The organism is Thermithiobacillus tepidarius DSM 3134 (genome assembly GCF_000423825.1).
In the GTDB taxonomy this organism is placed as follows: Bacteria; Pseudomonadota; Gammaproteobacteria; order Acidithiobacillales; family Thermithiobacillaceae; genus Thermithiobacillus; species Thermithiobacillus tepidarius.
The window spans coordinates 1-12,182 of the sequence record NZ_AUIS01000012.1; the positions used below are offsets into that span (position 1 = coordinate 1).

At 65.5% G+C, this 12,182-nt stretch carries 12 protein-coding genes and 2 tRNA genes; all 14 read right to left on the bottom strand.

Going from position 1 to position 12,182, the window contains the following annotated elements; genetic code table 11:
* The coding region (locus G579_RS0107625) for an HD-GYP domain-containing protein (RefSeq protein WP_230973818.1) at positions 1-993 on the bottom strand (993 nt) is incomplete at its 3' end.
* A gap of 386 nt (positions 994-1,379) precedes the next feature.
* Positions 1,380-1,456 (bottom strand) — tRNA-Pro (locus G579_RS0107630).
* Between the two features lie 56 nt (positions 1,457-1,512).
* Entirely contained in the window at positions 1,513-1,884 is a 372-nt protein-coding gene (locus tag G579_RS0107635) for a MerR family transcriptional regulator (protein WP_230973819.1), read from the bottom strand.
* On the bottom strand, positions 1,856-2,152 hold the full coding sequence (locus G579_RS0107640; protein ID WP_028989714.1) for an integration host factor subunit alpha: 297 nt from the start codon (positions 2,150-2,152) through the stop codon (positions 1,856-1,858). Before G579_RS0107640 ends, G579_RS0107635 begins: the two co-directional genes overlap by 29 nt.
* Before the next feature lie 14 nt (positions 2,153-2,166).
* Entirely contained in the window at positions 2,167-4,533 is a 2,367-nt protein-coding gene (gene pheT / locus G579_RS0107645) for a phenylalanine--tRNA ligase subunit beta (protein WP_028989715.1), read from the bottom strand.
* 17 nt (positions 4,534-4,550) lie between these two features.
* A complete protein-coding gene (pheS, locus tag G579_RS0107650) occupies positions 4,551-5,573 on the bottom strand; it encodes a phenylalanine--tRNA ligase subunit alpha (protein WP_028989716.1) in 1,023 nt (340 codons plus the stop codon).
* 98 nt (positions 5,574-5,671) lie between these two features.
* On the bottom strand, positions 5,672-6,031 hold the full coding sequence (rplT, locus tag G579_RS0107655; RefSeq protein ID WP_028989717.1) for a 50S ribosomal protein L20: 360 nt from the start codon (positions 6,029-6,031) through the stop codon (positions 5,672-5,674).
* Positions 6,032-6,073: 42 nt separating this feature from the next.
* The gene (rpmI, locus tag G579_RS0107660) at positions 6,074-6,271 is read right to left on the bottom strand and encodes a 50S ribosomal protein L35 (RefSeq protein WP_028989718.1); all 198 of its coding nucleotides are present in this window, start codon (positions 6,269-6,271) and stop codon (positions 6,074-6,076) included.
* 18 nt (positions 6,272-6,289) lie between these two features.
* Positions 6,290-6,808: a translation initiation factor IF-3 gene (infC, locus tag G579_RS0107665; RefSeq protein ID WP_028989719.1), complete on the bottom strand. Its 519-nt coding sequence runs from the start codon at positions 6,806-6,808 to the stop codon at positions 6,290-6,292.
* A gap of 3 nt (positions 6,809-6,811) precedes the next feature.
* The gene (thrS, locus tag G579_RS0107670) at positions 6,812-8,749 is read right to left on the bottom strand and encodes a threonine--tRNA ligase (RefSeq protein WP_028989720.1); all 1,938 of its coding nucleotides are present in this window, start codon (positions 8,747-8,749) and stop codon (positions 6,812-6,814) included.
* 60 nt (positions 8,750-8,809) lie between these two features.
* Positions 8,810-8,884, bottom strand: a tRNA-Val gene (locus tag G579_RS0107675).
* 37 nt (positions 8,885-8,921) lie between these two features.
* Positions 8,922-9,236, bottom strand: a complete 315-nt coding sequence (locus G579_RS0107680; RefSeq protein ID WP_028989721.1) for a DUF2818 family protein — start codon at positions 9,234-9,236, stop codon at positions 8,922-8,924.
* 3 nt (positions 9,237-9,239) lie between these two features.
* Positions 9,240-10,682: an NADH-quinone oxidoreductase subunit NuoN gene (nuoN, locus tag G579_RS0107685; protein ID WP_028989722.1), complete on the bottom strand. Its 1,443-nt coding sequence runs from the start codon at positions 10,680-10,682 to the stop codon at positions 9,240-9,242.
* A 12-nt stretch (positions 10,683-10,694) separates the two neighbouring features.
* The gene (locus G579_RS0107690; protein WP_028989723.1) at positions 10,695-12,179 is read right to left on the bottom strand and encodes an NADH-quinone oxidoreductase subunit M; all 1,485 of its coding nucleotides are present in this window, start codon (positions 12,177-12,179) and stop codon (positions 10,695-10,697) included.
* Between the last annotated feature and the right edge of the window lie 3 nt (positions 12,180-12,182).

Below are 12,182 nucleotides of genomic sequence, written 5' to 3' on the forward strand. Positions count from 1 at the left end.
GCGCACCTTGTCGCTTTGGGCGAGGAAGGCGTGGACGCAGTCGGGGTCGAAGTGGCGGCCGGCCTGCTGCTGGAGGTAGCGGCGGGCATCGGCGACCGACCAGGCCGGCTTGTAGGGCCGGGTGGAGGTCAGGGCATCGTAGACGTCGGCCACCGCCACGATGCGGGCGGCCAGCGGAATGGCCTGGCCGCGCAGGCCCTGCGGATAGCCGCTGCCGTCGTACTGCTCGTGATGGCCCAGGGCAATCACCGCGCCGAGCTGCAGATAGCGCGACGGACTGCCGCTCAGGATGGCATGGCCGATCGTGGTGTGCGCCTGCATGATGCGGAACTCCTCGGCGGTGAGCCGGCCGGCCTTGAGCAGGATGCTGTCGGGCACGCCGATCTTGCCGATGTCGTGCATGGGCGCGGCCAGCTCGATCTCGTCGCACTCGGCCTCGCTCAGGCCCACGGCTTCGGCCAACAGGCGCGAGTACTTGGCCATGCGCAGCACGTGATTGCCGGTCTCCTCGTCGCGGTACTCGCCGGCCTTGGCCAGGCGCAGCAGGGTCTCGCGCTCGCGGGCGCGGATCTCGCGGGTGGCCAGGGCCACCTGGTCTTCCAGCCAGTGGGCGCGGTGCTTGATGAGCTGCTGCTGGCGGCGCAGGGTCAGCAGGTTGCGGCAGCGGGCGCGGCATTCGTACTGGTCGATGGGACGGGTGAGGAAGTCGCTGGCGCCGGCATCCAGGGCCTGGTAGCGGATCTGCGGGTCCTCCACCACCGTGATCACCACCAGCGGCACGTCGGCGCAGCCGGGCAGGGCGCGGATGCGCTGGATGAAGGTCACGCCGTCCATGCTCGGCATCTTGTAGTCGGTCAGGATCAGGTCCGGCGGCTGCCGCTGGGCACGCGCCAGCGCCGCCTCCGGCTCCGCAAAACTCTCCACCACCAAGCCCGGATCCATCGCCCGCACCAGCTCCTCCAGAATCTTCCGGCCACCGGCTTGGTCGTCCACGATCAGCACGAAGGATGGACGCCCGGCAAGCCCGGGCTCGGCCGGAATTGCGTCTGCCCATGCCGCATGAAATGGTGGTGATTGGTCAAGCAGCGTCATGCGAATCCGAACTCCAACGGAGGAATGTCGAAGCGTGCGGACACGCTCCAATCAGGAGCGCGCCCACGCTTTGCCTGCTCCTTTCGCGAACAAGCCAGAACCTCAGCAAATCCGCAACGGCGGCGAGGGCCGGGCGGCGAGGAGACGAGCCTATTTCCCGAGCCTGTTTCCGGGGTGAGGCTGACCGATGCGGTCATCGAGGGCGGCAACGAGTCCCGCACGCGCGTTTGCAAAGAAAAAGGCGGTTAGTGCCGAGACACTAACCGCCTGCCGTTGCTGATCGAAACTGGTCGGGGCGAGAGGATTTGAACCTCCGACCACCTGAACCCCATTCAGGTGCGCTACCAGGCTGCGCTACGCCCCGTGCAAGAGCGCAGAGTTTAACCGGAGCCCCATGCCAGGTCAAGCCGGAACACCCGCTCAGGATCGGCAGAGTTTCAGGATGGCCTGCAGCTCCCGGCGCAGGGCCGCCAAGTCCACGCCCGACCGGGGAGCGGCGGGCGGCTGGGCGACGGACTGCTGCGAAAGGCGCTCGCGGGCGCCCTGGATGGTGAAGCCCTGCCGATAGAGCAGGTCCCGGATCTGGCGGGCCAGGAGAATGTCCGCCTCCTGGTAATAGCGGCGGTTGCCGCGACGCTTGATGGGCGACAGGGAAGGAAATTCCTGCTCCCAGTAGCGCAGGACGTGCGCTTTCACGCCGCACAGCGCCGCCGCCTCGCCAATGCTGAAATAACGCTTGGCGGGAATGGGCGGCAACGCCGGGCTATCCTTCTCCGGTATCTCCGTTGACACAGGCTTTCAACTTGTTGCTGGCCCGAAAGCTGACCACGCGTCGGGCCGTTATGGTGATCTCCACGCCGGTCTTCGGGTTGCGGCCCGGGCGCGGATTCTTCTGGCGCAGCGTGAAGTTGCCGAAGCCGGACAGCTTGATCTCCTCCCCCTGCGCCAGGGCCGAGCGCATCTCGCTGAAGAAGCTTTCCACGATTTCCTTGGCCTCGCGCTTGTTGAAGCCCACTTTCTCGAACAGCATGTCGGCCAGATCCGCCTTGGTTACCGCCATATGACTGATTCTCCTCACTGACGCAGGGTGACCGGGCACACTTGGCGCACCCGCATCAACACCGCTTCCATTGCCTGACTGATGGCCTCGTCATCCAGAGTCTTTTCGTCGCTTTGCAGCAGCAGGCTGAAGGCCAGGCTCTGCTGATCTTCGGGAATGCCCGCCCCCTGGTAGCGGTCGAACAACTGTACCTCCCGGATCAGGGACGGTGCCGCCGCCGCGATGGCCGCAGCGATTTCCGCCGCCGGCACGCTGCGCGGCACCAGCAGCGCCAAATCGCGCCGCAGCGCCGGAAAGCGCGACAGCCCCGTGTAACAAGGAGAAGCTGCGCGCGCCGCGCGCAACGCCTGCAGATCCAGCTCGAAGAGCACCGGCGTCTGGGACAGATCCAGCGCCTGCAGCAGGCGGGGATGCAGTGTGCCCAGGCGTCCGACCCAGCGGCCGCCAGCCCGGATGTCGGCGGTCTGCCCCGGGTGCAGGGCGCGATGCGCGCCGGCCTGAAATACGGGCTCGCCGGCCCGCAGCTCCAGGAGCAATGCCTCCACGTCGCCCTTCACATCGAAGAAATCGGCCGGCTGGCGGTCATTGGCCCAGGACAGCGGAAAGTGCGGGCCGGCGACCAAACCGCCCAGCATGAGCGGCTGCTCCTCGCCCCGGAAGACCCGGCCCAGCTCGAAGATGCGCACCCGCTGCTGCTGTCGATTCAGATTATAGTGCAAAGTCTGCAACAGGCCGGGCCACAGGCTGGTGCGCATCACGCCCAGCTCTTGGGAAATCGGGTTGCGCACCGGGATGGCGGGGCACTCGGGATCGATGCGCGCCTGCCACTCGGCGGAAACGAAGCTGTAGGTGATGACCTCGTGGTAGTCCCGCCCGGCCAGCAGGTGCCGCAACGCCGCCGGCTCGCCGCTCTCCACGGCCGGCGGCACCGGCAAGGCGGCCCGCGGCAAAGTCACCGGCAAGTTGGCATAGCCGTGGATGCGCGCCACCTCCTCGATCAGATCGGCCTCGATGCGCAGATCAAAGCGGCTGCTGGGCGGGCACACCTGCCAGCCCTCGCCCACGGCGCTCACCGCCATGCCCAGGGCGCCCAGGATGCCGGCGACCTCGGCATCGGGAATGGCCGCACCCAGAATGCGAGCAAGGCGTTGCCGGCGCAGCAGGATTTGCGGACGCGCGGGCAGGTGCTCTGGATGCTCCAGCACCTGCACCGGCCCCGCCCGGCCACCGCAGATCTCGACGATCAGGGCGGCGGCCCGGGCCAGGGCCGCCGGCGCCAGCTCCGGGTCCACGCCGCGCTCGAAGCGATGGGAGGCATCGGTATGCAAGCCCAGGCGCCGAGCCCGCCCGGCCAGGGCCGCCGGCGCGAAAAAAGCGCTTTCCAGGAAGAGGCTGCGGGTGTTGCCGTCCACCGCCGTGGCCAGCCCCCCCATGATGCCGGCCACGGCCTGGGGGCCGGCCTCGTCGGCGATCACCAGCATGTCCGGGGCCAGGGCCGCCGTGGCGCCGTCCAGCAGCACCAGCTTCTCGCCGGCGCGCGCCAGGCGCACCTGCAGGCCGCCCTGCAGCTTGCCGGCGTCGAAGGCATGCAACGGCTGCCCGAGCTCGAGCATGACGTAATTGGCGACGTCCACCACCGGGTGGATGGCACGCAGGCCGGCGCGGCGCAGGCGCTCGCGCAGCCAGTCGGGCGTGCGGGCGCGGGGATCGATGCCGTCGATGCGCTGGCCGCAGTAGCGGGGACAGGCGGCGGGTGCCTCCACCCGCAGCGCCAAGGACGGCAGATCCGCCGCCGCCACGGGTGCGGCGGCCGGCGCCACCGGCGTGCCGCCGGCCAGGGCCGCCACCTCGCGGGCCAAGCCGCGCAGAGACAGGCAATCCGCCCGGTTCGGCGTGAGGCCGAGGGTCAGGATCTCGTCATCCAACGCCAGATAGGTGCGCAGATCCTGCCCCACCGGCGCATCCGGATCCAGGATGAGCAGCCCCTCGGACTTTTCCTCCAGCCCCAGCTCCTGGGCGGAGCAGAGCATGCCGGCGGAAGACTCGCCGCGCACGCTCGCCGCGCGGATGCTGAGCCCGCCGGGCAGCACCGCGCCCGGCAGGGCAACGGGCACCCGCAGCCCCTCGGCCACGTTGGCCGCGCCGCACACGATCTGCAGGGGCTCGCCACGGCCCGCGTCCACCCAGGTCAACCGCAGCTTGTCGGCATTCGGATGAGGCGCGACGCGCAGCACGGCTCCCACGACCACCCCACTGAAGGCGGGTGCCGCCGCCTCCAGGGCTTCCAATTCCAGGCCGGCCATGGTCAGGCGCTCGCCCAGCTCGCGCGCGCTCCAGCCCGGGTTGATCCAACTGTGCAGCCATTCTTGGCTAAGACGCATGCCCTACCCCACTCTCGCTATGCCAACTGCCCCAGGAAGCGCAGATCGTTTTCGAAGAAGAGCCGCAGGTCGTCCACGCCGAAGCGGAGCATGGCCAGGCGCTCGACTCCCATGCCGAAGGCAAAGCCCGGATACTGTTCGGGATCCACGTTCACCTGCTGCAGCACATTGGGATGCACCATCCCGCAGCCCAGCACCTCCAGCCAGCCGGTGTGCTTGCACACCCGGCAACCGGCACCTTGGCAGATGACGCAGCCGATGTCCACCTCGGCGGACGGTTCGGTGAAGGGAAAGTACGAGGGGCGAAAGCGCACCGGCAGGTCGGGCCGCTGAAAAAAGCTTTGCAGAAAACCGGCCAGCAGGCCCTTGAGATCGGCGAAGCTGACTTCGCGGTCCACCCACAGGCCTTCCACCTGGTGGAACATCGGCGTGTGGGTGATGTCCGAATCGCAGCGATAAACCCGGCCGGCGGCGATGACGCGCAACGGCGGCTCACTCTGCTCCAGGGCGCGGATCTGCACCGGCGAGGTGTGCGTGCGCAAGACGTGGCGGTCGTCGATGTAGAAGGTGTCGTGCATGGCCCGGGCCGGATGATCCGCCGGAATGTTCAGGGCCTCGAAATTGTGGAAGTCGTCTTCGATCTCCGGGCCATCGGCCAGGGTGAAGCCCATCTGGCGGAAGATGTCCTGAATGCGGTCGAGGGTACGGCCGATGGGATGCAGGGTGCCGCGACCCAGGCCGCGCCCGGGCAAGGTCACATCGAGGCGGTCGGCGGCCAGCCGGGCGGCGATGGCCTCGGCTTCCAACTGCTCCCGGCGCGCCTGCAGGGCGGCAGCCAGGCTCTCCTTGGCCTCGTTGACCAGCTGTCCCAGGCGCGGACGCTCCTCCGGGGCGACCCGGCCCAACTGCTGCAGCAACTGGGTCAGCTCGCCTTTCTTGCCGAGGTACTGTACCCGGACCTGGTCCAGCCGGGCCAGGTCATCCGCCTGCCCCACCGCCGCCAGAGCGGTTTCGCACATCTGCCGCAATGTCTCTTGCATTCAAGCCCCCACAAACGTTCCGGGGAGAAAGGTGATCCCTTCTCCCCGGAATGCTTCAACGAAACACCACGCGCCGGATCATCCAGGCATGCGAAGCTTCAGCTCGCCAGCTGCTGCTTGGCAATTTCCGCCAGCGAGGCGAAAGCCGCCTTGTCGGCCACCGCCAGATCGGCGAGTACCTTGCGGTCCACCTCGACGCCCGCGCTCTGCAGGCCGTTGATAAAGCGGCTGTAGCTCAGGCCGTACTCGCGGGCGCCGGCGTTGATGCGCACGATCCACAGGCGACGGAAGTCGCGCTTGCGGACGCGGCGATCACGGTATTGATACTGGCCGGCCTTCATCACCGCCTGATTGGCGGCGCGGAAGGTACTCTTGCGGCGGCCCCGGTAGCCCTTGGCCTGCTCCAGGATGCGCTTGTGGCGCTGACGCGCCTGAACTCCACGTTTAACGCGAGGCATTGTGATAACTCCTTACGGCGGGAAAGCTTTCCGGCCCGATACTTAAACGAAAGGCAGCATGCGCTTCAAGGCGGCCACGTCACTGGAGGACGCGACGACCGTATGGCGCAGGTGGCGCTTGCGCTTGGTGGACTTCTTGGTCAGGATGTGGTTCTTGAAGGCGGGACGGTGCTTGAAACCGCCCTTGCCGGTCCGTGTGAAGCGCTTGGCCGCACCCCGATTGGTCTTCAACTTAGGCATAACTCTCTCCAACAAGTATTAATGTTTACGCGGGGCGATGACCATCACCATTTGCCGGCCCTCCAAGCGGGGCCGCTGTTCAACCGCACCATAGTCCTTCAAGTCGCCCTCGACGCGGTTCAGGAGCTGCAGTCCCAGTTCCTGGTGTGCCATTTCCCGACCGCGGAAGCGCAGGGTGATCTTGGCCTTGTCCCCCTCCTCCAGGAAGCGGATCAGGTTGCGCAACTTCACCTGGTAGTCGCCTTCGTCGGTGCCCGGGCGGAACTTGATTTCCTTGATCTGCACCTGCTTCTGCTTCTTGCGCGCCTCGTGCAGCCGCTTGCTTTCCTGGTACTTGAACTTGCCGTAATCCATGATCCGGCAGACGGGCGGATCCGCATTGGGGGCAATCTCCACCAGGTCCAGACCGGCGGTCTCGGCGGCAGCCAAGGCAGCCGACAGCGGCACGATGCCGGCCTGCTCGCCGTTTTCGTCAATCAGGCGCACCTTGGGCGCGTTGATCTCCCGGTTAACTCTAACTGACTTTGTCGAGGCGATAGCCTAACCCTCCGCTTTGTCCTGTAATTGCGCCCGGCTCTCCACCATGCGCCCGAGCAGGGCACCGAAATCCCGGATCGGCATGGTGCCCAGGTCGCGGCCGTCGCGGCTGCGCACCGCCACGGTGCCGGCCGCTTGCTCACGGTCGCCGACGACCAGCAGATACGGAACCCTTCGCAAAGTGTGGGCGCGTATTTTAAAGCCGATCTTCTCGTTTCTCAAGTCGGATTCTACACGAAAACCCATTTTTTTCAGAGTTTCCGTTGCTTCCTGCGCGTAATCCGCCTGCGCGTCGGTGATATTCATCACCACCGCCTGCACGGGCGCCAGCCAAGGCGGGAACTTGCCTTCGTAGTGCTCGATGAGGACGCCGAAGAAACGCTCCAGGGAACCCAGCAGGGCGCGATGGATCATGATGGGGCGCCGGCGCGAGCCGTCCTCGGCCACGTACTCCATGTCGAAGCGCTCGGGCAGGTTGAAATCCAGCTGCACCGTGGAGCACTGCCACTTGCGACCGATGGCGTCCTCGATCTTCAGGTCGATCTTGGGCCCGTAGAAGGCGCCGCCACCCTCGTCCACCTGATAGGCCAAGCCCTTGCGCTCCAGGGCGGTGCGCAGGGCCGCGGTGGCGCTTTCCCAGATGGCGTCGCTGCCCACCGACTCCGCCGGCCGGGTGGAGAGATTGATCTCGTAGCGCTCGAAGCCGAAGGCGGTGAGGATCTTCTGGATCAGATCCAGCACCCCGAGAATCTCCTCCTCGATCTGGTCCTCGCGGCAGAAGATGTGGGCATCGTCCTGGGTGAAGCCGCGCACGCGCATGAGCCCATGCAGGGCGCCGGACAGCTCGTGCCGGTAGACCGTGCCGAGTTCCGCCCAGCGGAAGGGCAGCTCGCGATAGGAGCGCAGCTTGTCCTTGTAGATCAGCACATGGAAGGGACAGTTCATCGGCTTCAGCTGATAGAGCTGATGGTCGTCCTCGATGGGCTGGAACATGGACTCGCTGTAGAAGTCGGCGTGGCCGGAAGTCTTCCACAGCTCCTGGTGCGCGATGTGCGGGGTGTAGAGGAGCTCGTAGCCCCCCTGCACGTGCGCCGCGCGCCAGAAATCCTCCATGAGGCGGCGGATGCGCGCGCCCATGGGATGCCAGAACACCAGGCCGCCGCCGGCATCCTCCTGAATGGAGAAGAGATCGAGCTCGGTGCCGATGCGCCGGTGATCGCGCCGCTCCGCCTCTTCCTGCTGCTTGAGATAGGCATCGAGCGCGGCCTTGTCCGCCCAGGCGGTGCCGTAGATGCGCTGCAGCATGGGGTTGCGGGCGTCGCCGCGCCAATAGGCGCCGGCCACCTTGGTCAGCTTGAAGGCCTTCAGGCGACCGGTGCTGGGCACGTGCGGGCCGCGGCACAGATCGACGAAATCGCCCTGCCGATAGAGGCTGATGTCCTCCCCCGCCGGGATCTCGCCGATGATCTCTGCCTTGTACTTTTCGCCCATGCCGCTGAAGAGGCGGATGGCCTCGTCGCGGGGCATCACCTCCCGCTCGACCTTCAGGTCGGCCTTGGCCAGCTCGGCCATCTTGGCCTCGATCCGCGCCAGGTCTTCGGGCGTAAAGGCCCTGTCGATGGCGAAATCGTAGTAGAAGCCGTTCTCCACGGTGGGACCGATGGTGACCTGGGCCTGCGGATAGAGCGCCTTGACCGCCTGGGCCAGCAGATGCGCGGTGGAATGACGGATGACCTCGGTGCCCTCGGGACTGTCGGCCGTGACCACGGCAAAGTCCACGTCGTGGTCAATCAGCGTGGACAGGTCCACCAGCTTGCCGTCCAGACGGACGGCCACCGCCGCCTTCGCCAGCCCCTTGCCGATGCTGGCCGCCACCTCGGCGGCGGTGACGGGGCGGTCGAACTCCTTTCGGCTCCCATCGGGAAGAGAAACAACGGGCATCCGCAAGCCTCGCTATAAACAAAAAAAGCATCACAAATTGCGATGCCTTCATAGGAAAATTGGTAGGCACGGGCGGTTTCGAACCGCCGACCTCTACCGTGTCAAGGTAGCGCTCTCCCCCTGAGCTACGCGCCTAAAGTACCGCCAAACTTACCATCCCACCCGGCAAAAATCAAGGCCGAGCCAGCATGCGCCGCAGGTTGTAGCGGTAGATGAAGCTTGGGATGGCCAGCACGGCGAAAAGCGACAGGGTGACGGCATAGAACTCCCAACCCTGCCGCTGCACGTCGCCCATGCTCGCCCGTTCGATGCCGAAGCCGATGGCCAGGGTCACGAAGTACAGCACCAGCCACTCCAGCAGTCGCCAGAAAATCTTCTTCTCGCCGGCTTTCGGGGCAAACAGGAAGAAGATCCGACTCGTCAGCCACGGCAGATTGGCCGCCACCACCGCGACGAAGAGGAAGAACCAGACGCCGGTCTTGGCCATGACTTACACCAATCCCTGCATGGCGTACACGCAGATGCTCATCAGGGCGCCCGGCGACAGGCCCAGCACCAGGACGGCCAGGCTGTTGAGGGTGACCACCCCGCCCACGAGGCTGTCACTGGGCACTGGTTCCGCCGTCTCCGGGGCATCGAAATACATGACCTTGACCACGCGCAGGTAGTAGAAGGCGCCCACCACCGACAGGATGACCGCGAAGATGGCGAGCCAGACATGGCCGGCCTGCACCACGGTCTGCAGCACCGCCAGCTTGGCGTAGAAGCCCACGGTCGGCGGTACGCCGGCCATGGAGAACATGAGGATCATCATCATGCCCGCATACCAGGGATGACGCTGGTTCAGCCCCTTGAAATCGCTGATCTCCTCGGCCTCGAAACCGGCCCGCGACAGCAGCATGATCATGGCGAAACCACCCATGCCCATCAGCACGTAGGTCACCGTGTAGAAGAGCGCGCTGGACAGGCCGTTGAGGTTGCCGCCGACCAAGCCCAGGAAGAGGAAGCCCACGTGGCTGATGGCCGAGTAGGCAAGCATGCGCTTGAGGTTGGTCTGGGCGATGGCCACCACGTTGCCCACCAGGATGGACAGCATGGCCATGACGATGAACATGTCCTCCCAGGCCCCGGCGGTCGCCGACAAGCCCTCCACCAGCAGACGGATGGCCATGGCGAAGGCGGCCAGCTTGGGTGCGGTGGACAGGAACAGGGTGATGGCCGTCGGCGCCCCCTGATAGACGTCCGGCACCCACATGTGGAAAGGCGCGGCGCCGAACTTGAAGGCGATGCCCACCATGACGAAGACCAGCGCGAAGATCAGCACCTTGTCGTTGGCGCCGATGCTGGTCACCACGTTGCCGATGCCGGCGATGTCCAGGGTGCCGGCCACGCCGTAGAGCAGGGACATGCCATAAAGCAGCATGCCGGAAGCCAAGGCGCCGAGAATGAAGTACTTCAGCGCGGCCTCGGTCGCCGTGCCGTTGTCGCGTTGCAGGCCGACCAGGGCGTACTGGCACAGGGCCAGCAGCTCCAGCCCCAGGTAGATGGTCAGCAGGTTGCCCGCGGACACCATGATCATGGTGCCCACCACGGCGAAGAGCACCAGCACGAAGTATTCACCCCGGTACAGGCCGCGCTCCATCAAGTAGCGCCGCGAATAGGCGAACACCGCGAAGACGGTGAGATAGATGAACAGCTTCATGACCTTGGCGAAGTTGTCCAGCACGAACATGCCCTCGAAGGCCACGTTGCTCTCCCCGGCCAAGCGCACGGTCAGGAGGCTGGCACCCAGCAGGGTGACCTGGGACAGCAGGTAGGTCAGGTCGCGCTGATCGTCCTTCAGGAACAGATCGAAAATCAGAATAGCGCAAGCCATCGCCGTCACGAAGAGCTCCGGCGCGATCAACATCCAACTCGACATCGTAGAACCCATGTCTCTATCCCTTTATGGCAAAACCTTGCTGACGGCCACCTGACCCAGCAGGTGATCCACGGAGGCGTGCATGACCTCCTGGAAGGGGGCGGGCCACAGGCCCATCAGCAGCGTGAAGGCGGCCAGCGTCAGCAGGGCGAAGATCTCGCGGCCATTGGCCTCCTTGAGCTGCGCCACCTCCTCGTTGGCCACCGGCCCGAAGATCACGCGCTTGTACATCCACAGGGTGTAGCCGGCGCCCCAGATCAGGGTGGTGGCCGCCGCGATGGCGAACCAGGGATTCACCTGATAGGAGCCGAGAATCACCATGAACTCGCCCACGAAGCCGGAGGTGCCCGGCAGGCCGGCGTTGGCCATGCTGAACAGCAGCATCAGGCTGGCGAAAACGGGCATGCTGTTGGCCACGCCGCCGTAGCGGCTGATCAGGCGCGTGTGCATGCGGTCGTACAGCACGCCTACGCACAGGAACATGGCCGCGCTGATGAAGCCGTGGGAGATCATCTGGATGATGGCGCCTTCCATCCCGGCCTTGTTGAAGAGATACAGGCCCAGAGTGACGAAGCCCATGTGCGAAATGGAGGAATAGGCGATGAGCTTTTTCATGTCCTCCTGCACGATGGCCACGAGGCCGATGTAGACCACCGCGATCAGCGACAGGGCGATCATCAGCCAGGCCAGCTCACGGGTGGCGTCCGGCAGCATGGGCATGGAGAAGCGCAGGAAACCATAGGCGCCGATCTTCAGCATGATGGCCGCCAGCACCACCGAGCCGGCGGTTGGCGCCTCCACATGGGCGTCGGGCAGCCAGGTGTGCACCGGCCACATGGGGATCTTGATGGAAAAGGCCAGCAGGAAGGCGAACCAGATCAGCGTCTGCGCCGTCATGCCGATGGCCATGTCCTGGAAGGTCAGGATATCGAAGCTCTGGCCGGCCTGGAAGTACATATACAGCAGCGCCACCAGCATCGGCACGGAGCCGAGGAAGGTATAGAGGAAGAACTTGATGGTGGCATAGACGCGGTTCGGCCCACCCCAAACGCCGATGATGAGGAACATCGGGATCAGCATGGCTTCGAAGAAGATGTAGAAAAGGATGGCGTCGAGCGCGGAGAACACGCCGATCATGAGGCCCTCCATGATCAGGAAGGCCGCCATGTACTGGGCGAGCTTGCGACTGACATTGCTCCACGAAGTGACGACCACCAGCACGCTGATGAAGCTGGTCAGCAGCACGAACCACAGGGACAGGCCATCCACTCCCAGGTGGTAGTTGATGTTGAAGAGCGCGATCCACGGCTTCTTCTCCACGAACTGCATGGCCGCCGTGCTCGCGTCGAACTGGCTGTAGAGCGGCAAGGTGATGACAAAGGTGAGCACCGTGCCCAGCAACGCGATCCAGCGGACCAGCTGCGGCCGTCCCTCGCCCGCCAGCAGGGTCAGGATACCGGTGAGGATCGGCAGCCAAATGGCCAGACTGAGAATGGGGAGTTCTTGCATAGC